The organism is Pantoea sp. sgz302252 (assembly GCF_047713085.1).
GTDB lineage: Bacteria > Pseudomonadota > Gammaproteobacteria > Enterobacterales > Enterobacteriaceae > Scandinavium.
The window spans coordinates 1-24,455 of sequence record NZ_JBLFJW010000002.1 but is presented as its reverse complement, the minus strand read 5'-3'; the positions used below and the strand labels follow the sequence as shown (position 1 = coordinate 24,455).

23 protein-coding genes, 1 tRNA gene and 1 pseudogene are annotated in these 24,455 nt (G+C 49.2%); 14 read left to right on the top strand and 11 right to left on the bottom strand.

Annotated elements, in window-relative coordinates; all coding sequences use genetic code 11:
- Nucleotides 1-78: 78 nt before the first annotated feature.
- Nucleotides 79-846, top strand: a complete 768-nt coding sequence (locus tag ACLW56_RS01875) for a hypothetical protein (protein WP_330982129.1) — start codon at nt 79-81, stop codon at nt 844-846.
- Between the two features lie 6 nt (nt 847-852).
- Here the strand turns inward: ACLW56_RS01875 and ACLW56_RS01870 are convergent, their stop codons facing one another.
- The 5 genes from ACLW56_RS01870 to ACLW56_RS01850 all read right to left on the bottom strand — a co-directional run bounded on the left by ACLW56_RS01870 (nt 853) and on the right by ACLW56_RS01850 (nt 5,986).
- A complete protein-coding gene (locus tag ACLW56_RS01870; RefSeq protein ID WP_330982128.1) occupies nt 853-2,106 on the bottom strand; it encodes an anaerobic sulfatase maturase in 1,254 nt (417 codons plus the stop codon).
- Entirely contained in the window at nt 2,103-2,903 is an 801-nt protein-coding gene (locus tag ACLW56_RS01865; protein ID WP_330982127.1) for a sulfite exporter TauE/SafE family protein, read from the bottom strand. Before ACLW56_RS01865 ends, ACLW56_RS01870 begins: the two co-directional genes overlap by 4 nt.
- Before the next feature lie 3 nt (nt 2,904-2,906).
- Complete coding sequence (locus ACLW56_RS01860) at nt 2,907-4,199, bottom strand: sulfatase-like hydrolase/transferase (RefSeq protein ID WP_330982126.1); 1,293 nt, start codon at nt 4,197-4,199, stop codon at nt 2,907-2,909.
- Nucleotides 4,200-4,213: 14 nt separating this feature from the next.
- A complete protein-coding gene (locus ACLW56_RS01855) occupies nt 4,214-5,458 on the bottom strand; it encodes an oligosaccharide MFS transporter (RefSeq protein WP_330982371.1) in 1,245 nt (414 codons plus the stop codon).
- 300 nt (nt 5,459-5,758) lie between these two features.
- A complete protein-coding gene (locus ACLW56_RS01850; RefSeq protein ID WP_330982125.1) occupies nt 5,759-5,986 on the bottom strand; it encodes a hypothetical protein in 228 nt (75 codons plus the stop codon).
- Nucleotides 5,987-6,021: 35 nt separating this feature from the next.
- Between ACLW56_RS01850 and ACLW56_RS01845 the strand changes: the two genes are divergently transcribed.
- Complete coding sequence (locus ACLW56_RS01845) at nt 6,022-6,234, top strand: hypothetical protein (protein WP_330982124.1); 213 nt, start codon at nt 6,022-6,024, stop codon at nt 6,232-6,234.
- A 24-nt stretch (nt 6,235-6,258) separates the two neighbouring features.
- On the opposite strand, the gene ACLW56_RS01840 is transcribed toward ACLW56_RS01845, so the two are convergent.
- Both ACLW56_RS01840 and ACLW56_RS01835 read right to left on the bottom strand, forming a co-directional pair.
- Nucleotides 6,259-7,371 (bottom strand): ROK family transcriptional regulator, encoded by a 1,113-nt coding sequence (locus ACLW56_RS01840; protein WP_330982123.1) that lies wholly within the window; start codon nt 7,369-7,371, stop codon nt 6,259-6,261.
- A 19-nt stretch (nt 7,372-7,390) separates the two neighbouring features.
- On the bottom strand, nt 7,391-8,221 hold the full coding sequence (locus tag ACLW56_RS01835; RefSeq protein ID WP_330982122.1) for a glycerophosphodiester phosphodiesterase: 831 nt from the start codon (nt 8,219-8,221) through the stop codon (nt 7,391-7,393).
- A gap of 215 nt (nt 8,222-8,436) precedes the next feature.
- Here ACLW56_RS01835 and ACLW56_RS01830 point away from each other — a divergent pair, with 215 nt between their 5' ends.
- The 6 genes and pseudogenes from ACLW56_RS01830 (at nt 8,437) to ACLW56_RS01805 (ending at nt 12,992) form a co-directional block, all read left to right on the top strand.
- On the top strand, nt 8,437-9,504 hold the full coding sequence (locus tag ACLW56_RS01830; protein ID WP_330982121.1) for an ABC transporter ATP-binding protein: 1,068 nt from the start codon (nt 8,437-8,439) through the stop codon (nt 9,502-9,504).
- Nucleotides 9,501-10,367 (top strand): ABC transporter permease, encoded by an 867-nt coding sequence (locus tag ACLW56_RS01825; protein ID WP_330982120.1) that lies wholly within the window; start codon nt 9,501-9,503, stop codon nt 10,365-10,367. The genes ACLW56_RS01830 and ACLW56_RS01825 overlap by 4 nt, the downstream gene beginning before the upstream one ends.
- Nucleotides 10,364-11,200, top strand: a complete 837-nt coding sequence (locus ACLW56_RS01820) for an ABC transporter permease (protein ID WP_330982119.1) — start codon at nt 10,364-10,366, stop codon at nt 11,198-11,200. The genes ACLW56_RS01825 and ACLW56_RS01820 overlap by 4 nt, the downstream gene beginning before the upstream one ends.
- Before the next feature lie 21 nt (nt 11,201-11,221).
- Nucleotides 11,222-12,295, top strand: a complete 1,074-nt coding sequence (locus tag ACLW56_RS01815) for an ABC transporter substrate-binding protein (RefSeq protein WP_330982118.1) — start codon at nt 11,222-11,224, stop codon at nt 12,293-12,295.
- Nucleotides 12,296-12,456: 161 nt separating this feature from the next.
- A pseudogene (locus ACLW56_RS01810) lies at nt 12,457-12,708 on the top strand (hypothetical protein); the annotation flags it as partial.
- A gap of 26 nt (nt 12,709-12,734) precedes the next feature.
- Nucleotides 12,735-12,992, top strand: coding sequence for a YjhX family toxin (locus ACLW56_RS01805; RefSeq protein ID WP_330982117.1), 258 nt, complete (start codon nt 12,735-12,737; stop codon nt 12,990-12,992).
- A gap of 155 nt (nt 12,993-13,147) precedes the next feature.
- Here the strand turns inward: ACLW56_RS01805 and ACLW56_RS01800 are convergent, their stop codons facing one another.
- Nucleotides 13,148-13,468: a helix-turn-helix transcriptional regulator gene (locus tag ACLW56_RS01800; protein WP_330982116.1), complete on the bottom strand. Its 321-nt coding sequence runs from the start codon at nt 13,466-13,468 to the stop codon at nt 13,148-13,150.
- A 222-nt stretch (nt 13,469-13,690) separates the two neighbouring features.
- Between ACLW56_RS01800 and ACLW56_RS01795 the strand changes: the two genes are divergently transcribed.
- The 5 genes from ACLW56_RS01795 to dndE all read left to right on the top strand — a co-directional run bounded on the left by ACLW56_RS01795 (nt 13,691) and on the right by dndE (nt 19,118).
- On the top strand, nt 13,691-13,963 hold the full coding sequence (locus ACLW56_RS01795) for a helix-turn-helix transcriptional regulator (protein WP_330982115.1): 273 nt from the start codon (nt 13,691-13,693) through the stop codon (nt 13,961-13,963).
- 92 nt (nt 13,964-14,055) lie between these two features.
- Entirely contained in the window at nt 14,056-15,141 is a 1,086-nt protein-coding gene (dndB, locus tag ACLW56_RS01790; RefSeq protein WP_330982114.1) for a DNA sulfur modification protein DndB, read from the top strand.
- Nucleotides 15,138-16,772 carry a DNA phosphorothioation system sulfurtransferase DndC gene (gene dndC / locus ACLW56_RS01785; protein ID WP_330982113.1) on the top strand — a complete coding sequence of 545 codons (1,635 nt, stop codon included), beginning with the start codon at nt 15,138-15,140 and terminating at the stop codon, nt 16,770-16,772. The genes dndB and dndC overlap by 4 nt, the downstream gene beginning before the upstream one ends.
- On the top strand, nt 16,762-18,762 hold the full coding sequence (gene dndD / locus ACLW56_RS01780) for a DNA sulfur modification protein DndD (protein ID WP_330982112.1): 2,001 nt from the start codon (nt 16,762-16,764) through the stop codon (nt 18,760-18,762). Before dndC ends, dndD begins: the two co-directional genes overlap by 11 nt.
- A complete protein-coding gene (dndE, locus tag ACLW56_RS01775; protein ID WP_330982111.1) occupies nt 18,762-19,118 on the top strand; it encodes a DNA sulfur modification protein DndE in 357 nt (118 codons plus the stop codon). The genes dndD and dndE overlap by 1 nt, the downstream gene beginning before the upstream one ends.
- A gap of 43 nt (nt 19,119-19,161) precedes the next feature.
- On the opposite strand, the gene ACLW56_RS01770 is transcribed toward dndE, so the two are convergent.
- The 3 genes from ACLW56_RS01770 to ACLW56_RS01760 all read right to left on the bottom strand — a co-directional run bounded on the left by ACLW56_RS01770 (nt 19,162) and on the right by ACLW56_RS01760 (nt 22,727).
- On the bottom strand, nt 19,162-20,415 hold the full coding sequence (locus tag ACLW56_RS01770) for a hypothetical protein (RefSeq protein WP_330982110.1): 1,254 nt from the start codon (nt 20,413-20,415) through the stop codon (nt 19,162-19,164).
- On the bottom strand, nt 20,408-22,486 hold the full coding sequence (locus ACLW56_RS01765) for a hypothetical protein (RefSeq protein ID WP_330982109.1): 2,079 nt from the start codon (nt 22,484-22,486) through the stop codon (nt 20,408-20,410). Before ACLW56_RS01765 ends, ACLW56_RS01770 begins: the two co-directional genes overlap by 8 nt.
- Nucleotides 22,487-22,642: 156 nt before the next feature.
- Nucleotides 22,643-22,727, bottom strand: a tRNA-Leu gene (locus tag ACLW56_RS01760).
- A gap of 289 nt (nt 22,728-23,016) precedes the next feature.
- On the opposite strand from ACLW56_RS01760, the gene ahr reads away from it, so the two are divergent.
- Nucleotides 23,017-24,036, top strand: coding sequence for an NADPH-dependent aldehyde reductase Ahr (gene ahr / locus ACLW56_RS01755; RefSeq protein WP_330982108.1), 1,020 nt, complete (start codon nt 23,017-23,019; stop codon nt 24,034-24,036).
- Nucleotides 24,037-24,455: the final 419 nt, after the last annotated feature.

Genomic DNA, 24,455 nt, shown 5'->3' with positions numbered 1-24,455 from the left:
GTATAGCATTTGATGTGCTTAATCAGCCAAATGATGAACATATAATCCCCACTTTCCTCATGTACTCCTGGTGGTGATATGTTTGAAGACAACTCTCCTTTTAGCTCAATTAAAGATGCTTTCTTGCAAAGAATAAATAATTCTTTTTTTGGTTTTATAGCACTCTCATTTTGTGTTGATAACTGGCGAGATGTTATATATGCGTTCTCTACATCTATAAATGTAGATACCAGAATAAACTATATAGCACAGAATACCTCCATCATATTCCCTATCGTGTTTGGGTGTATAGCAGCGGCTTTGTACCCATATGTACAGTGCCTCTTCGAAATCATACATAAAAAGGCAATCATATTTCGCTGGACATTAAAATCCTCAGAGCTGATTGCTAAAAAAGTTGCCGAAGATTCTGTCACCTATGACAAAGAGCTTCGTGATGCAAAACAAAAAGCCGCATTAAAAGAAATAGAATATAGTGCTAAAATAAAAAACCTCGAAGAGTCCATCAAGGAATACGAGGCAAAGATCGTACAATCAGAAGATGACAGCAAGATGGCCAATATTCGCTTTGACCAAATTAATAATCAGCTACAAGAATATATCAGGATGCGGAATGGCGTCTACTCTGACATTGAAGCCGGGCTCTCGTTTATTAACGAAGTTAAGAATGCTATAAATAAATCTTTACCTTACATAGATGACCTTAACAATACTAATCATGCTGAAAAACTCAGCTATTACATTGAGACAATACACGATAATTTCAAAAATATTAAGACTGATAAAATGGTAAAATTCACAAATCAAATACTTAATAATAAGCACGATTTACCCGCTAAATTTTAATCATTCTTAGGAACCGGGGGAATCTTCACCCGGTAATTTCATCCTTAACATGAGAGCTAAGTTATCAGTTATGGCAGCACGTGATGTCGCAGTCATGTTATTACTAATATGCAACGCAATGTCATTCGCTACCGACATCACCCCAGCCGGAGATTGCTGCATACGAATCTGCTGCGCCATATAGGTCATATACGGATCCATATGGCTAAACATCATGCGATACCCGGCGCAAAGATGATTCAGCCGCTCGTGTAGTCGATGCTTCGGGCAACCCCCCTGGCAGGCAAAGCGCCACGGGCAGCGCTGGCAATCATCCGGTAGCTGCGCTTTCTGCTGGCCGAACCGCCGTTGTGCTTTACCCACAACCAACTTTTCCAGTGGCTGCTGTAGCAGATTACCCAGCCGGTGTTCTGCATCCACATAGTGATCGCAGCTGTAGATATCGCCGTTCTGCTCAACTACCAGTCCGCGTCCACAGGTAGGCTGCATCACGCACAGCGCAGGACTTTCACCCAGCCACGCCGCCAGCGCATTATCAAAAAGCTGAACAAATATCCGCCCAACATCATGGCGTACCCACTCATCGAAGATGGCAATCATAAATCGCCCGTAATCGTTCCCCGTCACCGACCAGGGCAACAACCCGCATTGGGCGTCATACTCCACCACCGGAATAAACTGGAGAAATTCAGCCCCCACTTCACGCGTCAGAAAACGGTAAATTTCCAGTGGAGCTTGTGCCGTCACGTTGTTCACTACGGTCAGGATATTGACGTCCACACCGTGACGCTTCAGACAGTCCAGCGCCGCCATCACCTGCTCATACACGGGCTTACCGCTGCCCGTCTTGCGGTAATGGTTATGCAGATGCACCGGGCCATCCAGCGATATGCCGACCAGAAAACGATGCTGAGCCAGAAATGCCGCCCATTCGTCGTTAATCAGAATCCCATTCGTCTGGAGGCTGTTGGTAATATGCTTATCCCCGGCATAGCGTTGCTGGAGCACCACGGCCCGGCGATAAAAATTCAGCCCGGCCAGCATCGGTTCACCACCCTGCCAGGTAAAGTTCACCTCCGAGCCGGGCGAGGCTGCGATGTACTGGCGAATATACGTTTCCAGCACCTTATCGGACATATGCCGCTGTCCGTCACAGCCACTGAGCAGGTTCTGCCCTTTACCGAGATAAAAACAGTAGTCACAGGCGAGATTGCAGTGCCAACCTGTGGGTTTTGCCATCAGATGGAAAGCGTGCTTCATAGCGTCAACCCTGTCAGTGCGGCGATCATCAGCAGTACTCCGGTGAAGGCGTAGCGCAATGCCTGCTCCGGCAACCGACTACGCAGCCGCATGCTGACGGGCTGAAACAGCAGCGCGCTGATAAACACCATCGCCACAATGGTCAGATTGATCCAGCCAAGCTGCATACCCTGCGGTAACTGCATATGTTCCGGTCGCGGGCGAGAAAGATAACTGATTACCGTCCCCATACTGCCAAACACCATCATCACGTTGCAGTAGACGGCAATATGCCTGCGCGGAATACCAGAAAGCTGGGAGATCAGCGGGGCCAGAACAGAACCTCCGCCGAGTCCGGTTAACCCCGCTACCGCGCCACCCGCCGTACACAGCAAGAGGCCAGTATTACGGGTCCGCCTGTCTGGCGAGGACGTTTCTGGAGTTGTGGCCTTCTGGTACAGGCTGCGTAAAGCCAGTCCCACCAGAACCAGCGCAAACAACAGTAAAATGATGCGATCCGGCAGCAGAAAACTGGCGTATACCCCCATCTGCATCCCGGCGGCCATCCCCAGAGACCACAGTACTAGCAGCGATAGATTGAGCGTCACCCCCTGTCGCCAGAAAGCGCAGACATTCATCAATGCGCTCAACATCACCACCGTCAGGGACGTCGCCGCCAGCACCTGTACGGCACAGTGCGGGAACAGCAGATGCAGTACCGGCACCAGCAGAATACTGCCCCCGACGCCGAACAGCGCCGAGAGCAGGCTGGTTGCTACACCGCACAGGGAGAGCGCAATAAGCAGCCACATCGTCATGCGTTATACCACCGGAATGATGATGGGTTCAGGCTCGCCGATACTGACCATTTTCCTGGCGATGGCCTCACGCAGTTGTTCCCGCTCAACAGCATATTCACTGTCGGCAACCAGGTTCTGGCGCTCCCACGGATCGATGTGCAAATCATACAGCTTGCTCTCCACATAGTTCACGGCCCCGGCGTCATGCCATGCATCCCTGTCAGGCGCGACAATTTCATATTTCCAGCGCGGGGTACGCAGCGCCCGCCCCACTTCAGACTCACTGATTTGGATCAGTATCTCCTGGTCCCAGTCGTCAGTTGCCAGAGCCCTGTGCAGATCGCGGCCTGTCATACTTTCAGGAACCCCAATGCCCGCGGTACTGAGCATAGTGACCGGAATATCCAGCAGTGAGACCAGCTTTTCCACGGTTTTACCGCCGATAAATCCGGGGCCATGCGCCACACAGGGGATGCGGACACTCGATTCATGACAGGAGCGTTTATATTCCTCATTGCGGGTGCGGAAATGGCAGCCGTGGTCGCTGAAAAACAGAATAAGTGTGTTGTCGTACTGGCCGCTGGTCTTCAGGTAATCGACGATGCGCCCCAGATTTTCATCAAGGTTCTGGCACATGCCGTAGTAATCCGGCAGATTTTCCGGCCAGTCACCGGGGCGGTTGAGCAGATCGGGCGGGACAGCCGCATCTTTATAGCGTTCAGCATAGCCATCCGGGGCGACAAAGCGTGCCATATCATTCTGGAAATGGGGCTCCAGATACGAGATAAACAGCAGGAACGGGTTCTCCTGTGACCGGTTTTGCAGGTAATCGAGGGCAAACGTGGTCTGCTCATCCACCCGGTAGCCATCGAAATGTACCGGCTGGTTGTCATTATCAAAAAAGTGGCCACCATAAGGGTGCGACGTATGTTCCAGCGCATCCGCCGCCAGCCAGTGTTGCCAGCCACCGCGTAATTCCACCGGAACCGGTTTTTCATCCAGATCCGCCAGGTGCCATTTCCCGATATAAGCCGTGTCGTAACCAGCCTGGTTGAAAAGTTTCGCCAGCGTCACCTCGTCCTCTTTCATGGCAATGTTATTACGGTAACAGCCGTTCTGTGTCGGGTAGCGCCCGGTTTGTAGACAGGAACGTGCCGGGCCACACACCGGCTGAACAGTGAACGCATTTTCAAACTTCACTCCCTCACGGGCAAGCTGATCCAGTACCGGCGTAGTATTCACGGCAGGGTTATAGCACCCCACCGTGTCGTGACGCTGCTGGTCAGTGAAAAACACCAGAATGTTGGGTTTCATCTTTTTTTTCTCCGTTATGGCGCCGCAGGCGCACAGGCCGCCGCCGTTTTCTGACGCGGGGTTGAGGTCAACAGGAATGCAGACAGCAGGGTAAAGCTGGCAGTGATGGAGCCGAGGATCAGGTAGGTATTGTGAAAGCCGATGGTGTCGTACAGGCGACCTGCCACCGTGGACAGCACAATCGCCGCAGACTGCTTAATAAACATCACGCCCACCAGATAAATCGTGCCGGACAGTCGGGTATCAAAAACGTCGCTGATGTATTTGAAAATCCCAATCAGCAAAAATGGCACTTCGAAGTTGTGCAGCATGCGCAGAAATAAGACCTGCTCCGGCCCGGTGGCAAATGATGAACCGATAATACGGATCGTCATAATGGTGCCGGTAATGAGCAGTGCATTTTTACTGCCAATATATTTATTGATTAACAGCGGAATAAAAAACATCACTGCGGCATCGCCGAGATTCCCGGCGGTGGTTATATAACCGAACGCCCGCGCGGCCTGATCCGGTTGTTCAAAGAAGCGGGTAAAGAAATTAATAAACTGCTGGTCGAACACGTCATAAATACAGGCCACACCCAGCACATACAAAGTGAAATACCAGAACTGGCGGATTTTAAATAACTCCGCGACGCTCACCTTTTGCTGGCGGATATGCTCCGGCTCGATACCGGCCAGTGGCTCTGAACGGGCAACCAGCAGGATAACCACCAGCAGCAGCGCCAGCGATGAGCCAATCCAGTAAATCCACGTCGGATCGATGCCATACAGGATGCCGGAAATGGTGGCGCAGGCCGCCGAACCAAAACAGCCGAACAGCCGTGGGCGACCATATTCAAAGCCCCGGTTACGGCTGACCTTTTCCACAAAGGCTTCCACCGCGCCATACCCGGCATGGAAGATAAACCCCAGATACAGACCGCCGACCACCAGCCCGGTGGCGAAATGGTTTTTCAGCAGTGGTGTGTAGATGTAAATAAAAAACGGTGCGAAGAACACCATCAGAATGACGATCAGCCACAGCAGATATTTCTTTGGCCCCAGCCTGTCCGTTATCCAGCCCAGCAGGGGTTGCAGGCAAATCGCCGCTACCGCAAAGGAGGAAAACACCATACCGATATGGGTTTTATCCAGCCCCACCATACGGGTCAGCCAGACGGGTAAAAACAGAAAACACGAAGACCAGTTGTAATAATAAAACAGGAAGAAAAGTCCCCAGAAGAAAACATTCCACCGGGAGTCGTGGATTTTAACCATTGCCGCCGCCTTATTTATCATGTTTATGTCACTGACTACCGACAACACCGCTCCAGTACAGTGTGTGACCATGATAAAAAGCGAACTACCGCAGGGCTTATAACAACGGTCATATCGGGCGAGGAAATAGTGTGAGGCGGATCCCGTTAGTTTAAATATAACCAACTAGTGTCAGACAGTAAGTAAACGAAGCATTGTGAAATTAATTACGTTATCACTTTAAAAAAAACCATTACTTATTTCCCCGTCAGCTTCATTATTTTCTGTGAGGATAAAAACATGAGAAATCTTTCTTTTGTTTTAAACCAGCGGACACATAGCTTTCGCTTGAACAGTACGGCTACTACCTACCTCTGCGGTAATTTGGCTTAAAAAAGCTTCGTCGCTTGCAAAACGTGGATTTTTACGTTTTTCAGCCAGTTCGGCGCTGTAATGATCAATAATTTTTTGTGCCAGTTGGCGGGCCGTAAACTGCTTACCGGGGTTCGCCTGTAACACGTTGATTATCATTTGGGGACGACTGGTCATATGCCTTCCTGCATTTGTACGCACGGCTTTGCGTATTGGCTGTTAAGCGATGCGTGATTTACAGCTCCTGTGGATGCGCACAGTTTACCTTTCAGGGTTACAGACATGATGGCGCACTGGTCGGCATTGAAGCCACTCATATTCACTGGAAAACCTATGAAACGGGGAAAGGCGTCTGGATGTGGTGGAGTTTATCCGTCTGGCACAACTCCTGGGCATGGACTGGCAAAGCGAGCTACAAAGCGTAGCCCGCAAGTACGTCTCTCTGTAACTCAGTCCTCATTAATCACCTGATACAGCGGGATCATCGCCGCGCCGCGTGACGCACTCTGCGACCCCATCGAAGACGCGGCCAGCTTCACTTTCGGGCGGTTGGGGTCGAGCCGGGTTTCCAGCCGTTGATTCAGCTCCTGCACCAGACGGCTGATAATCGGTTTCGGCATCGCGCCGCCGAGTACGATGATTTGCGGATCCACCCACTGCACGCAGCCGAGCACCGTCTGCTCCACCTGACCGCAACAGCGTTCAAACCAGCTTTCCAGCAGCGGATGCTGCCCGGCGATCAGTTCCGGTAGCTGCGCTTCCGTTAACCCTTCACGCTCCAGCGTGGCAAGCAGATCCTTATACGACGGGCGCGGCGTGCCGGACGGAAATGCCATCCCGACTTCACCGGCATTGCTGAACCCGCCGCGCAGCATTTTATGCCCGGAGATAATCCCCGCGCCAATACCGTAGCCGAGGTCGATAAAAGTCAGATCGCTGTACGCATTCCATTCGCCGCTGTACAGCTCGCCTACCGCCGACGCGTTGGCGTTGTTCTCCACCCACGTCGGCCACGGCAGGTTGTCGGCAAACGCCTGCTGTAAATCCACCTCGCGCCAGCTCTCCAGCCACGGCACGCTGTGGCGTTTGCGCCCGTCCGCTTTCAGAAAGCCCGGCACCGCATAGCCAATGCCGAGGATACGCGCGTGCTGGAGCTGGCGCTTTTTCAGCATCTGCTCCACCAAGGTTTTGATCTGCGCAAGGGTCGCCTCCAGCGGCTGATTCTCCTGATGCGCTTCGGAAAGCGACAGTAGCTGGCGACCGCTGAGATCGACTACCGTCATATCGATAAAGCCAGGACTGAACGACAGCCCGATGGCACAGCCGCCGCCGGGGTTAAGACGCAGCGGCAGCGACGGCTGGCCGCGCTGTCCGGTATTGCGCTCCCCTTCCACCACCAGGCCGGAGAACATCAGCTCCCGGCACTGCTGGGTGATCGCCCCCGCCGTCAGCCCGGACAGCCGAGCCAGTTCGGCTCGCGTCACCGGCGCGTGGCGGCGGATCAGTTCCAGCAGCAGGCGCTGCGAACCGCGCAGTTCAAGGCGTTCAGAGTGGGCGTTCATGGAGTCCTTAATTTTTTATCTAATCCCAGCGCAGTCCGGCTTCTTCAATCAGCCCCTGCAGATACGGAATATCATCGTGGCTGAGCATATCAATCAGCCCCGCCTGCATCCAGCCGATAATCACCGGACGGCTGTCGCAGCCGAATTTATTGTCGTATTGCTCCAGCGGCGTCAGGCCGTTTTTCATTTCATGCAGATACATCCGCACGCCCAGTCCGGCGTTTTTGTAGGCCCGCAGGTCGTCGATATGGGCGAACTCGAACTCAAAGCAGACGCATCCGGCATTGGACTGCTGCACCGCAGCCAGTTGGTTATTGTACCGCTCCAGCGTCACCACCTGTAACGCCAGTTGCGGTATTTGCGCCTTCACCCGGTTGATCAGCACATGGTTGAAGCCCAGCAACTGGATATGGCCGAGGGCCTCCGGCTGCTCACGCAGTAGCGCGACCAGCGCCACCACAAACTCGTCATGGCGGTTGCGCTGTTTGACCTCAACAATCAGCCCCATGCCGTTTTCCACCGCCCAGCGCAGCACGTCCGCCAGCAGGGGGATGTGCGTTCCGGCAAACGACGGATGGTATTTCACGCCAAAATCACACGCCAGCAGTTGCGGGTACGTCATCTGCTCCACAAATCCGTGTCCGGTGGACACCCGGTCGATACGGTGATCGTGCGTGACCACCAGTTGGTTATCCGCCGTCAGGTGGATATCGATTTCGATACAGTGGGTTTCCGCCAGGCGGGCGGCTTCAAAGGCCGGAAAGGTGTTTTCCGGCGCACAACTGGAATAACCCCGGTGGCTGTTGGCCAGCACGATCCCCTCTGCCGCCCGGTGAAAGTTAAACGCCATCTTCTTTTCCTCTCGAATGTAAGATGGTTATTAACTTTACTACTTAAATTTAAATGTGAAAGATGTTTTTATCTTTTCATATTCAATACATTGTTTTATATATATTTAATATGATATTTAGATCATTTTTTAGCTTTGAGGATCTGCGTCACATAAATTTAATGTTTAGCGTGTAAATTTAATAATCATCTTTTTAATCGACGGAAAACAGACTCATGTCAAAACTGGTTCTGGAACAGGTGACCAAAACGTTCGGCGAATTCTACGCCGCCAGGGAAATCTCGTTCTGTGCCGAAGAGGGGGAGTTCGTCACCCTGCTCGGGCCGAGCGGCTGCGGTAAAACCACCCTGCTGAAAATGATTGGCGGCTTTCATCAGCCGGACAGCGGGCGCATTCTGATTGGCGATAAAACGGTGAACGCGCTGCCGCCGGAAAAGCGCAACACCGCCATGTGCTTCCAGTCCTACGCACTGTTTCCACACCTTAACGTGGCGCACAACATCTGCTTCGGCCTGAAGCAGAAAAAAGTCGCCATCAGTGAACAGCAGGCCCGGCTGGCGGAGGCGCTGAAGCAGGTGGGGCTGGAAAATCAACGTCTGAAAATGCCCGCCCAGCTCTCCGGCGGCCAGCAGCAGCGCGTGGCGCTGGCGCGGGCGATGATCACCCGCCCGGACGTGATCCTGTTCGACGAACCGCTCTCCAACCTCGATGCCAAACTGCGCGAAAGCGTGCGTTTTGAAATCAAGGAACTCCAGCGGCAGTATCAGCTCACCTCGATTTACGTCACCCATGACCAGGCGGAAGCGCTGGCGATGTCGGATAAAATCGTGGTGCTGAACGCCGGAAACGTCGAGCAGATCGGCAAGCCGGAGGAGATTTACTACCGCCCGGCCAACCGCTTTGTGGCGGACTTTATCGGCGCGGCCAATATCGACACCGCGCAGGTCACGCCCGCAGAGCAGCCGGGCTATTACCGGGTACGCTGCGCCCTCGGTGAGTTTTACGTGCATTCCGCGCAGCCGCCACGTGCGGAGCACTGCTATATCTGCTGGCGACCGGAAGATGCGCAGTATGTCAGCCAGCCGCAGGCGGGCGACAACCACTTCACCCTGACGCTCGACAAAATGGCCTTTATGGGCAACCTCACCGAAGCCTGGGGCCATAACGACGCCGGGCTGTCGGTCCGTTTACAGCTAATCAAAAAACCGCCCGTCGCCCCCGGCGAGCGCGCCTGCTTCCGTCTGGCGGAAAACGCCATCCATTTTCTGGAGCCAGTATCATGAAAAACTGGCGCAATGATGCGGTCGCCTGGCTGCTGATGCTCAGCGGGCTGGGTACCATTCTGCTGCTGATGGGATCGACATTTTACGTGGTGATCGTCCAGAGTCTGGGCTGGTTCAACCTCGAAGGCGACAGCCATTTCTCGCTGGAATACTGGCGCAATATGTTGCAGGACGAAGTGCTGCAAAGCGCCCTGCTCTACTCGGTGAAAGTATCGCTACTGGGGGCGTTCGGCTCGGTGATTTTCGCGTATCCGCTGGCGCTGTGGCTGCGTAAACCGATGGCCGGTAAAGAGGGCATTATCGCGGTGCTGCGTGCACCGATGTTTATCCCCGGCCTGGTGGCGGCGTTTCTGTTCGTCAATATCGTCGCTTACCACGGCATTATCAACGAGCTGCTGCTGGCGCTGGGGATTATCAGCGAGCCGCTGCGCATGCAGAACGATGATTTCGGCTGGGGCGTCGTTATCCTGCAAATCTGGAAGAACCTGCCCTTCGCCCTGATCCTGGTTGGCGGTGCGGTCAACGCCATTCGTAACGACGTGCTGGACGCCGCCAGCAATCTCGGCGCCAGCCGCTGGCGCAGCTTTACCGGCGTGGTCGTGCCGCTGACGCTGCCCGCCGTGCAGGTGACGCTGATTCTGGTGTTTATCGGCGCGCTGGGCGACTTCGCCTTCTTCTCGGTGGCCGGGCCGCGCAACACCTACTCGCTGGCGCGGCTGATGCAGGCCACCGCCATGGAGTACGGCGAGTGGAATAACGCGGCGGTCATTGCGGTGATCATTATGGTCACGGCGGCTATCTGCACGCTGCTGATCGCCACGCTAATTACCCCGTTTGCCACCCGCAAAGGAGAGGTCAAATGAGCCACACTGCCAACGGTCGCCGGGTGGTGACGATTTCGCTGATCTTCTTCGTGGTCGCCAACCTGGTCTGGCTGGGCATGCCGTTCGGCATGGCGATCCTCTGGTCGCTGGTTGACCCGGCCCATCCGTGGAGCTACCCGGATATCTTCCCGCCGGTGCTGTCGTTCAGCCGCTGGCTGCTGGTCTGGGAAAAGACTTCGCTTTCCGAGGCGCTGTTCAACAGCTACACCATTGCACCTGCGGTAGCGGTCGCCAGCCTGTTGCTGTCACTGCCCACCGCGTATGCCTTCGGGCGCATGACCTTTCGCGGCAAGGCGGTGGCGGAGATGCTGACGCTGATCCCGCTGGTGATGCCGGGAATGCTGATCGGGATTTTCTTCAGCGCCATGCTGATCAACCTCAATATCGACAACGCGTTTATCAGCATTGTGATCGGCCATACGGTGCTGACGCTGCCCTATTCGATCCGCATTATGTCGGCAGGGTTTAAGGCGGTGCCGCAGGACCTGATCGACGCCAGCCGTGACCTGGGCTCCGGCGCATGGGGCACCTTCTGTAATGCCTATCTGCAGCTGCTCAAACCAAGCTTTCTGGCGGCGCTGATTTTTTGTCTGGTGCGAAGTCTGGAGGAGTTCAGCATCTCATACGTACTGGGCGCGCCGGATTTTATCACCGTCCCGACCATTCTTTACTCTTTCCTCGGCTACTCCTTCGTCCGCCCGGATGCGGCGGTGGTGTCGATGATTCTGGTGATCCCCAATGTCATCCTGATGGTCATCATCGAGAAGTTGCTGAAGGGGAACTACCTGTCGCAATCCACGGGGAAAGCCTGACCTTTTACAGGAGATAATGTGATGAAAAAAGCAGTGATGATTCTGGCGGGCGGCCTGCTGTGCAGCTCGCTGGCAACGGCGGCTGATAACCCCGACCTGATTGCCCAGGCGAAAAAAGAGGGCAGCGTGACCTTTAACGTCTGGTACTTACAGCCGCAATGGCGCAGCTTTGTGAAGGATTTTGAGCAGCAGTACGGCGTTAAGGTGCGCATTCCGGAAGGCAGTATCGACGGCAATATGAACAAGCTGCTGGCGGAAGCGGGCAAAGCGAAGGGCAAAATCGACGTTATCGCCCTGTCGGTAGCGCAGTTGCCGGTAACGACGGGGGCGAAAGCGCTGGCGAAGGTGGACGATCTGCCAGGCTATGGTGATGCCATTCACCAGATTCAGAACGTCGATACTCAGGGCTATGCCGTGGCGTTCTGGGGCAATCAGACCGGATTGGCTTACGATCCGCAGCAGATGGGCGACCGGGCGCTGCCGCAGACGCTGGAGCAGTTACAGAGTTTTATCGACACGAATCCAAAGCGCTTCGGCTATAACGACCCGAATAACGGCGGCGCGGGAGAGGCGTTTATCCAGCGTATCGTCACCACTCAGGGCGGCGCATTTAACAGCGAAGCGGAGAGCGTTGACCCGGTAGTGGTGAAAAACTGGCAGAAAGGCTGGCAGTGGTTTGCCGCCAACGGCGACAAAATCACCCGCACCGCCTCCGGCGCTGACAGCCTGACGCGCCTGAATGACGGCGAGCTGATGCTGACGCCCGCGTGGGAAGACCATCTGGCTGGCCTGCAAAAAACCGGGGCCATCACCTCGCGGCTGAAATTTTACGTGCCGGAGTTTGGTATGCCCGGCGGCGGCAACATCGCGGCCATTGCCGCTAACAGCCCTCACCCGGCGGCATCACGGCTGTTTCTTAACTGGCTGATTCAGCCCGAAACACAACAGGCGCTGAGTAAAGCCTTCGGCTCCACGCCGATGAACAAACAGGTCAGCCCGGACGTGAAACGCCCGGATGCAACGGTGCAGTTTTACGGCAAAGCGTACAGTACACAACTCAGGAAAGAGTTTGTGCGTGAAGTCATGATGCAGTAAACCTCAATTTGCGTGCAGCCATAAACAATTTCCCCCAGAACCTGACCGCGCGAAAAGGCAGAATGCAAAAGGTTCAGGGAAAGGGCTTGAAGGGGTAACGGGCTTGCCCAAAACACCGACGAGACAAACGCCACGGAGGGCTGGCTGCAACCTGAATCCGCCGAAATCCTGCTGCGGCAGCTCTTCTGCTAACCCAATGACTCCCCCCGGAAAGCCTCAACTGGCTCACCGCCGACGCCGCTACGTTATCCACCCTGCTCTACTGCCTGAACGGCCAGTATCAATATGCCGGGCTGGCAGGTAGCGGCGGCTGGAGCAGTGAGCTGGCCCTATTGCGCTTTCCACCGTCGCTTATCTGGGAAAATCTGCAACAGCGGCCAGAGGTTTTTCAGGGAACGGTAACACCCATAGCACCATGTTGATTACAGGCATTTCCAGTATGAATATTTCCCGACAGGAACAACGCCCCCTGCACGTCCTCGCCAAGGGCGGACGCATTATCCATAGCCGCGACACATCCGGTCGCATCACCCACGTTGAGTGCTACACCCGCGAAGGGAGGCTGCTCAGCGACTGCACGCTCGCCGTCTTCAAAAAACTCCGGACCAAGAAGCTTATCAAGTCCGTCAACGGCCAGCCGTACCGCATCAACACCAGCGGGCTGAACAACGTTCGGGCACAGTTGGACAACCGCTAAGGATGAGCTTCTTCCTCGTCGGCGGGTGGCAGTGCGACCACCCGTACGCCGTCCGCGATTGTGACCTGATTGTCGCTGCGGCTTGGGAGTGGTTAGATTTTGGTGAAGTGCGGGATGGGTGAGTACTGAATTGACAAGCCCCTTGAGGTGGGGCCTTAGGAGTTTTTGGGTAGGGAGGTTAGAAGACTCTTTTTCGTCTCGGAATCTATCTGCTTCCAGTTCATCAACAACAGTGCCAGATCGTCGTCTTCGGTATAAAAATAGGCGAGCGGGATATCGAGCGCTTTCGCAAGTTGGTGAACCACTTCGATACTGGCCTGATGGACACCTTTCTCATATCGATTGATTCGTGTGCTCGCGACAAACTCGTCTATCCCCGCAAGGATGCCGAGTTTCTTCTGCGATAAACCTTTTGCCAGCCGCGCCGATTTCAGGCGCTCGCAAAAGATGGATTGATAAAGAGTGGATTCATTCATAGCTACGATAGTCGTAGCTTTTCGATGCTATCGATACTACGAGAAACGTAGCAATCTAGCCTCTATTACACATAACCGCCTGTTACACCGAGTTTCAGCGAAGATCAGGTGTCGATCGCATAACTACGAAATACGTAGTTTTACAGATGACAATGACACTACGAATTACGTAGCATCAGACTGTTAGCCAAACACATAACTGTTTATCGTCAAGAGGGAATCATGACAAATGACTGGCATCAGGCCGATATCATCGCCTGTTTACGCAAGAAAGGAACCTCACTCGCCGCGCTATCGCGAGCATCCGGGCTTAGTTCATCAACGTTAGCGAATGCGCTGACACGCCCATGGCCCAAAGGGGAATACCTAATCGCAGAGGCATTGGGCGTTCACCCTTCGGTGATTTGGCCTAGCCGTTACTTTCGGGATGGGGTTTTGGTGGAGAGGCGGGAGTTGGTCAGAAATCGGACTTGTAAAAGAGAAGCTACTTACTAGATTAATCACGTAAGTTCTAATAAACGCTTCCACAACTTGATCGCATTACGTAAAATAAGACGTAATGCGATACATCCAGCCAGGATACTTCTATGTCCACTTTCGACTTAAATTATTGGTATACATTCCCAGCGGTTAGGGGGATTCAAGCCGGACGGCCATTCTACATCGCAACCTGCCCAATGCGCATCATTCCAAAGATTTTCAGTTTTGATGAGACCGATGTACCTCCTGAGCTACGAGCTCAGAGAACACTAAATAAGTCGCGTATACCTGAAATGGTCCGCTATCTGCTCGAAAACCCAAATGATTATGTATTCTCAGCCTTAACAGCATCGATTGCAGTAGAAGTTCAGTTTGATGAGTTTCCTGGGAGTAACAATCTCGGAACGCTCCGCGTGCCAATGGATGCACAGATCCTCATCAACGATGGGCAGCACCGCCGAAAAGCGATAGAAGATGCATTGGCAGAACGCCCGGAGCTTGGACAAGACAATATTCCTGTGCTGTTTTTTGTCGATGAAGGCCTACAACGTAGCCAGCAAATGTTTGCCGACCTCAACAAGTATGCAATTCGACCTAGCCCATCTCTTTCAGCGCTCTATGATCACCGTGATGTGAGTTCAAACCTTGCCCGATATCTGGCAATGACCATTGAGCCCTTCATCGGACTGACTGAACTTGAAAAATCCAGCATCAGTACGCTATCAAACAAGCTATTTACTTTGAGCAGCATTAAGCAAGCTACTCGAGCGCTTCTTGGCAAAGACCCCAAATTGGGGGACATCGAAGAAAATACAAACATTGCCACTCTTTACTGGAAAACGGTTTTCCAGGCTATGCCTGACTGGCAGCTTGCAGCCAAAAAAGAAGTTTCACCTGCACAGTTAAGACAAGACTATGTTCACGCGCACGGCATTGGCCTTCAGGCTCTCGGTTTATTAGGCCGAAGCCTTCTGGCTGAATCTCCTGACGACTGGCATCAAAAAATCACCCAACTGAAAACTTTTGACTGGCGTAAAAGTAACCCTGAAATGGTTAAACGAGCCATGCAGCACGGCAAGCTCAGTAAAACTGGGATTGCCATTCAGCTGACCAGCAATGCGCTAAAAAATGCGCTATCAATTCCCCTCACTCCTGAAGAACAGGAGCTTGAAGCTCAAATGGTTGTCTCATGAGTACACTGACTCTGGCCTACGATCTGGCCGACTATGAAGAATTCATCAACCAGGAACAGTTTGCCGGGCGTTCGCTCGCTGATTTTGTTTCTGAAGTGCAACGTGTCTACTGCGCGGACAAACGTCCATGGGTGATTGGCTATAGTGGAGGTAAAGATTCATCCGCCGTCATCACTCTCGTCTATCTGGCGTTGCTTGGCTTGCCACCTGAAATGCGCACCAAAGACATCTTCCTGGTGTCATCCGATACTTTGGTTGAAACGCCTGTTGTTGTGGATTTGATAAAAAAAACCATGCTGCAGATTGAAGCTGGGGCAAAACGTGATGGGCTCCCAATCACGCAGCATTCAGTCATGCCGAAGACTAGCGAAACGTTTTGGGTCAATCTGCTGGGTAAAGGCTATCCTGCGCCGACACGAAGTTTCCGTTGGTGTACAGAGCGCATGAAGATTAATCCGGTCAGTGACTTTATTAAGGATAAAGTCAGCAAATTTGATGAAGTGATTGTTGTTTTAGGATCACGTAGTAGCGAAAGTGCATCGCGCGCGCAGGTTATTGCTAAGCACAAGATTGATGGATCACGCCTGGCTCGTCACACAACATTACCCAATGCTTTCATCTATACCCCGATCGATACGTGGGATGTAGAAGATGTGTGGAAACTTCTTCGTGGGGCATTCCGCTATGCTCCTGATGATGTTGAGGAGTGGGAAAGCCCATGGAGTGGAAATAACCGCCCTCTCTGGACGCTTTATATGGATTCATCCTCACAGGGTGAGTGTCCACTTGTTATCGACGAAAGTACCCCTTCCTGTGGTAACTCTCGTTTTGGCTGCTGGACCTGTACCGTAGTGACTAAAGATAAGGCAATGGAAAGTCTTATTCAGAACGGTGAAGAATGGATGTCACCATTACTGAAATACCGTGACCTGTTAGCATTCACAACCGACCCTGCGAATAAAGATACGTTTCGTAACTACAAACGCAGGACCGGGAAAGTCAGCTATCAATATGCCAAAGACGGCGAAGAGCTTAGCGCGGAACGTAAACATGTCCCGGGACCTTATTGGCTAAAATACCGTCAGCAGTGGCTAAAAGAATTGCTGGAAATTGAGCGCGATATGAACGCTCAAGGCCATACAATCACACTGATCACCCAGCCAGAATTGCATGCAATTCGACAACAGTGGCTGAAAGACCCAAACGAACCAGATTGGTACGATACACTGCCAGGGATTTACCGTGACGTATACGGAAAAGACCTGGATTGGGTTATCGATGACCAATCTCGTTTTGACGCAAGCGATGCGGAACTTCTTGAGCAAATTGCCCAAGGATTTGATGTGGTTCCTGAGATGGTTAAGAAACTGATTGAACTAGAAGTTTCTATGGAAGGACTCAGCCGTCGTCAGGGCATCTTCGATAAATTAGGCACCATCCTCAAACAGGATTGGGGAAGTCTGGAAGAAATAAAGCAGCAGCAGGACGCTTTGCAAAAACGCAATGAACGGGATATTCATCAGGAAGAAGTGGCAAGATTAGAAGCCGATTTGCAAATGCTACAGCGCAGAATTGCCGATGTGAGTGAACCAAATCTGCTTGCCAGTGAGGAAGAACAGAATGCTAATTAAACAACTGGTATTGCATAATTTCCGGGTTTTCAATGGAACGCATGTTATCGATCTAGCCCCAAAAAAGCGCCTAAACGATAGTAATCCACGTCCAATAGTTCTTTTCGGTGGGTTAAACGGAGCTGGTAAAACATCGATTCTTTCAGCAATTCGCCTTGCTCTGTATGGTAGATTGGCATTCGGCTCAGCCACCCAGCAGCAAGAATATGTGGAAGAACTGAGCGCACTGGTACATAACGGTTCCAGCACAGGTGAAAAGCCAGAGGAAGCCTCAGTTGAACTGATATTCACCTACAATAAAAGCGGGCATGAGGCTGAATTTACCGTCACTCGTACCTGGCAGAAAGGTAAAAAGGATAAATTAGTCCTCCAACAAGATGGTCTGGAAATACAAGGGCTAGGTTATGATCAGTGCCAAGGTTTCCTGAATGAATTGATCCCGCATGGCATTGCCGATCTGTTCTTCTTTGATGGTGAAAAAATTGCTGAACTAGCAGAGGATGAATCTGGAAATATTCTGCGTACAGCGGTGCGTCGTCTATTGGGTTTAGATCTCATTGAGAAACTTCGTAATGACTTGATGATCTTCGTTAAGCGCCAACAATCGGGTCAATTAGCAGAGTCACAACAGCAAAAACTTGCTGCCTTGGAAGAGCAGATCAAGCAATTTGAATTTGAGACAGAATCAATCCTAGAAAAAGCAGATGTTGCTAAAATGCGTATTGATTTAATCAACAAGGAAATCATGCAGCATGAGGCACTTCTTAATGCACAAGGCGGTGCATTTGCTCAGACTAAAGCTCAAGAAAAGCAGAAAGTTGAAACTCTACTGAAAGAGAAAGACCGCCTGGAGAAAGCGCTCCGCCATGAATGTGATACATCACTACCTTATGCTCTTGCTCCCAAGACGCTAACTCGCTTACTTGAGCAAATTGACGCTGAGATACAAATTAAGCAGGCAAACAGCTTTGAGAAAGAACTGAATCAATTTCTAACTCAGCTCAAGCAAGATATTTCATTCCGCTCAAGCACTACAGGTAAGATAGCCACTGAAGCAATCGAAGATAACCTGAAAGACTATTTGGCAGCTAAACCTAAGGGTGAACTGCTGTTTGATATTTCGGAACGTGAAGCCGGGATGATCCAGCAATCTTTTGAACAGGATAGCAAAAAGGCCTGGCAACGTTTTGATCTTTATCGCAATCAATTAGCTGAGGTTGAGGAGCAGTTAGAGCAAGCTGCAGCGAATATCGCCCGTGCGCCAGAAGATGAACAGTTGATCGATATCTTTGAAAAACTGCGAGAGCTCGATCACAAGCGTGAAAGTAAAAAGCAGGAATATCGTTTACTACTTGAAAATGCTAAACAAACTAAACAGCAGCAATTAGAATGTGCCCGACAGGTTCAAAAAGCGCATGACACCACACGCAGCCAACATAACTTCAATAGCGCATTGAACAACGCTCAAGAAACAATCAATCTCCTTGACCGTTATAGTGAGCTTTTAACACAAGCGCGTGTGAAAACTCTTTCAGCAAATTTCGAGACCGCTTACCATAAACTAGCTCGTAAAGAAGATTTGCAGCTGAATGCTCACATTAACCCTAATACGTTTGATGTGGAGTTAGTTGATGAAAACAATAATGTCATTAATCGCAAACTCCTTTCTGCAGGTGAGAAACAAATTTATGCAATAGCTATTCTTGAAGCGTTGGCTAAAACATCTGGTCGCGATTTACCAGTGATTATTGATACACCATTAGGTCGCCTGGACTCTCAGCATAGAGACAAGCTTATTAATCATTACTTCCCTTATGCCAGCCATCAGGTTGTATTACTATCTACTGACACAGAAGTGGATGAAAAATATTTTGTTGACCAGCTTCGTGATGATATTTCTCATGCATATGAAATTGTTTTCAATGCGCACACGAAATCCTCGTCGCTTAAACCTGGGTACTTTTGGGAATTAACAAAGGAGGCAGTTTGATGCTCCCAAACAGAATGCAGCTCAGTCGTCAAACTGAAGAACAGCTCAAGAAATTGAAAGCTTATACGGGAATCACCCCTAACGTTGCTGCTCGTCTGGCATTTTTCCGTTCAGTAGAAAGCGATTTCCGTTATTCAACCGAGCGCGAAAGTAGAAAGCTAGATGGTTCGTTGGTTCTTGACAAAATTACTTGGCTGGGTGAAACACTTCAGGCTACACAATTGGTGTTGAAAATGCTTTATCCGCATATGGAACAAAAGGATTTGATTAAGGCGTGGGCTGCACATGTTGAAGATGGGATTACATCTTTAAGAAATTGTCGTAGCTTCATCGATTTTGTGAAAATGATATATTAGATATTTATTAGGATGACAGTAACTCTATACTGTCATCCTTGTATTAACTTGCATTATTCAACTTATAATTAAACTCATTACAGAGAGAATCAAAAATGAAATTAGAATAATTCAACCTAAAAATATCATTAAAATTACCCATAACATTATTTAACGTAAAACCATTAGCATTTGTCAGACTATCAATTTGTGCATAAAAGTTTAATAGGTTTTTTCTGAACTCTATAAAATAACTTTCACTAATTCTTAATGAACCATGAGTCATAACATGTTTATTCCTTATTTTTATATAATCATCAAGCGTATTTTTTATGTTAGAATTTAATTTTAAAAATGTCGCACAAGGAAGCAATATCTTCCACTTAGCACCAAACCCCAGTGGTTTTGAGAGTTTCCCACCCTGAATAATAAGTAGTTCATCTGTGTGCTTTACATTGCTGCCAACTTTTGCATCACCATTCATTATCAAAATCCCATCACAAAGCCAATCTAACGATCTAAAAGCATATAAAAAAGCCGAGTTAAACATCTCATACTTTGCTTTATATTGCGCGCACAGAAGTAAATAAGCAGCAAGGTACTTAAATATTACAGGAAAACCTGCAAATTCCGTGAACCCTCCCTGTTTGTCATAAAATGATGTCAAAAGCATCTGAATTTTATTTCTACGTAATTTAACAAGAGATGAAACGTGTTTTGCTAATGTCTGATTTGCAACTATTGAATCATAATACTCTCTTAAGGAAAATAACTCATTAAACTCTAATGATTTTTTATAGCTGCCATTTTTTGCATTATGTATTGATTTATCAGATAATCCAGTGCTTCCACAAAAAATTAACAACTCCTTGAAACTAACATTATCCATTGCGGTAAAAGTTGAGTTTAAGTAAGTTTGTATTTTTATATTCTCGAATAGAATGCTACTTATTGTTATCTCTTTAGATAGATTACGAATATCATATGGCGTACATACTTCAGCCTTCCGTAAAGATGTGAATACATCACTATTCTTGCATTTCGCCACAGGTTTTATTTGATGTTTATCTATAATTGCAATGTACGTTTTAGATAGATCAAATTTAAGAACAAGGCTCAAAACAATATCATGCAAACTATCATTGCCGCATATAAAATATGATATACCCTCAGCCAATACACCTATAGAGGCGTCATCAAAATAGTCATGGCGGTCGACTATGTATAATAGATTATAATCTGCGGCTAATAAAGCCGCAGTTTCGATATCGCAACCTGAAGTTCTTAGATCAATTATATAATCTAATCTCTTACTCATCTATAGAATCTTCTTCGTATGTTAAATAAATAATATCATCATAATTTAGTCTTGACCTTAGCGCCTTCAAGCTTATTATCAGATCTTCCCTTACGAGATTCTTTATAAGATTTTCAAAATCGATATTTGCTTCTAACCTTTTCTCTTGATCGGAGTCAGTACCGATCAACATATCTCTAGCTTTTTCTGCTTCAGTTAATTTTAATTTACTTTCTACAGAAACGTTAAAGTTATGTTTGTAATTCTTAGCAAAGCTTTTTTCTTTATCTGACTTCATAGAGGTAAAGAATTTTTTCCCTGACTCCAAACCTAGATTTATCAAAGAAGAAGCTATTTTTGTATCGAAACCAAAATCTGCCCTCAAGGCTTCAACTATTTTTTCGTTTCCTAATAACGCGAGGAAAAGATTTTTTATTTGTTTTATACAAGCTTTCGTAGCTCTAATTTTTGGACCATCATAAATAGTACCTTGTATATAGCTCATTGAGCTATCAAATAGAGAAAGATCTTTATCCATGACAATATTGGCAAATTTTATAAAAGAATCATTCCTAGTAGCTACGCACTCTTCTTTGCCGGAGAAAATTTTCAGCCAATCAATATATGCTGAAATATAAGCCTTCTGAAAAACAGAGAGGAAGTAGATTCTATCCACTTGTAACTCTCTCTCTACAGTAAACCAATCATTTAACTCAGCCAATTTATTCTTGCATTTAAGTTCGACTTCTTGCGCTTTAGGTATTGGTTGATTTTTCAGATAATAATTCTGAATATGCTCTGCACACTCAGTATAAATATCACGATTTTCTTTAATAACCTTTAGCTTGGTTTCTACAAGATTCTTATAAATTTCAAAAGACTTTAAATACGATGTTGGCTCGAAGAAAATCCTCTTCAATCCATCAACTATTTCTGTATTTATTTTTTCTTTAAGACAAACTTTACTTATGCTTTGAAAATCTCGCCATGGATACTCTTCACTTACATCATCAGTGTCAAAGTTATCTAGGTCTAAATCACTTGAACTAATTTGTTTTGGAATTGATTCCAAATTTAGTATGCTATTCAACGCAGCTAAAGCACCTTTAGATTTTGATAAATTATCTTCTAGAGCAGAATAAAGCACCCCAATACTAGTAGTTGAATGCTTTCTAGATATGGTCAAAGACTCCTTATGATTTTTTGTATTCCATTCAATTACGCCAAGCCCATACTCTCCATATTTATCATCCTTTAATACAGAAGAACAAAACTCTCGGCAAATTACAGAACCTAAATTGTCATCAGATAACAATGTCAAATAATGTCCGCTAACTTTCTCTACAGTTGAGTTTATATCGACAAAAAGCTTTCTTAGCACTCCAGGCACATCAGAAAATGTTGATATTTCTTGCTTCATTGTTTGTGTAGAAAATGGAGAATATATTATGCACACAGGGACAGTTACATTTTTTACTTTTTCTTTCTCGTACTGCCTCAAATGCTTCAGTGCATACAACCTATGCTGTCCATCAATTACAACTAAGCGCCCCCCTTTGCCAGAAGATGGAATAAACATTTCCAACTTTGCATTATTGATATCAATATTTTTTTGATCACTCAGGCTTTCAATAAAAAATGGCGCGCCATTTGCCTCATCTAAATACGATGTTATTTTAAACAACCCTTTCCATTCTCTTAAAAGAGTCCCATCAAATTCATCCGGTTTTAATGTTACTTTCAGATCAGGATAAAAAGGTTGGATGTTATTATTATCATCTACTTCGATAATTGAAACTATCAGAGGTGGAAGAAAAGTAACACCATTAACCTTCTGTTCAGTCGGTGAAATATAATTGCAGATATCTTTCCTTGCTCTATCTTCATCAATGTCTCGCTGAATTAGAGCATCAAAGTCACGCTTGCTTTCTTGAATATCTTTAGCAAAGGATAAATTAAATATATCTTCAATTTTCATTGAAGTCATAATAAACTCAAGAGGCTGTGCATCTAATGGTGTAAACGACCCTAATGATCCCATTCTTGTAAAGTTATAGTTATGCTCAGCTGCCTGTCTAAAGTCTCTACTCATCTTTCGTTCCTTTATGAAAGTGATGTTACTAATTAGCAATATTGCCATGTACAAAATGATTAAAAATGCCATAAATATTTTATGTCATTGTTTTCAACGTTGTACAAGCAGAAAAAGAATTTTTGGTGAGATTTACGAGGAACATCGATTTTTTTTTGGTGCCGAAGGCCGGACTCGAACCGGCACGTATTTCTACGGTTGATTTTGAATCAACTGCGTCTACCGATTTCGCCACTCCGGCACGGAAGGGTGATGCGGAAACGTGTTGGATTATACCTGTCATGCGGTGGCTTGCAAGCAGCGTTGTGGGCAGCGTCTGTTAAGTGTTGAAATTTTCAGCAGCGGAATTTTGCGAATGATTTCAAGCATCGTGCAAGGGAACTGCTTTCCCCTCACCCCAGTCCTCTCCCCCAAGGGGCGAGGGAGCAAACTACGCAGCTCTTAGCGCCTCCTTCACGCCCCCTTCTGCCAAGCGCTGCTCCGCGCCATGCTCTACACTTCCAGTTCAACACCATAATGAGGGAAGTGCGATGTCCATCATAAAAAGCTACGCCGCAAAACAGGCCGGGGCCGATCTGGAAGTCTGGGAATACGATGCAGGCGAACTGCAGCCGGAAGATGTGGAAGTGCAGGTCGATTACTGCGGCATCTGCCATTCGGATTTGTCGATGATCGACAACGAATGGGGCATGTCGAGCTATCCTCTGGTTGCAGGCCATGAAATCATTGGTCGCGTGGCGGCCCTTGGCAGCGCGGCGCAGAGCAAAGGCCTGAAAGTGGGCCAACGCGTGGGCGTGGGCTGGACGGCACGTAGCTGTGGGCACTGCGACGCCTGTATCAGCGGCAACCAAATCAACTGTCTGGAAGGCTCGCTGCCGACCATCATGAACCGCGGCGGCTTTGCCAATAAGCTGAGAGCAGACTGGCAATGGGTTATCCCGCTGCCTGAAAACATCGATTTTGAATCCGCCGGCCCGCTGCTGTGCGGCGGCATCACCGTCTTCAAACCTCTGCTGCTGAACACCGTGACCGCCACCAGCCGCGTGGGGGTGATTGGTATCGGCGGGCTGGGGCACATCGCCATTAAGCTTCTGCGTGCCATGGGTGCGGAGGTGACGGCGTTTAGCTCCAATCCGGCGAAAGAGAAAGAAGTGCTGGCGATGGGAGCCGATCGTGTGGTGAACAGCCGCGATCCGGAAGCGCTGAAAGCCCTGGCGGGTCAGTTCGATTTGATCATCAACACCGTGGCGGTCGATCTCGACTGGCAGCCGTACTTCGAAGCGCTGGCCTATGGCGGCAACTTCCATACAGTGGGTGCGGTGATGAAGCCGTTGCAGGTGCCTGCGTTTACGCTGATTGGCGGCGACCGCAGCATCTCCGGTTCGGCGACGGGTAACCCGGCGGAGCTGCGCAAGCTGATGAAGTTTGCCGGGCGAGCGAAGGTGTCGCCGACGACGGAGCTGTTCCCGATGTCGAAAATCAACGAAGCGCTGAAGCATGTGCGTGACGGAAAAGCTCGTTATCGTGTGGTGTTGAAGGCTGATTTTTGATGATGTTGGATGTGGAAGGGTAGTGTAGAGCGCGCCCCTCTCCCCTGCCCTCTCCCGATAGGGAGAGGGAGCAAGACAAAACAGTGCAGGTCCCCTCACCCCGGCCCTTATGTCTTGATCTTCTCCGTTTCTGCGGAGAAGATCCCCGACTGATCATCGGGAGGTTACCGGTGAGCATCACCCGGCCCTGGTGCCCCTGAGCCCGTGGGAGAGATTATGCCCCGGTAACCTGTTTCCCTGTCGCCTCAAGACCGAACGGTATCCTGTGCCCCGAGCACCCACATATAAGGATGGTCCGGCGATATTATTCATAAGGTTATGGAGTGCCATGATGAGTCTTGTCTCCGTCGGCGTTGATATCGCCAAACTCAAGTTTGATGTTGCTGTCCTGCTGCCAAATCAGAAGTACAAAACCAAAA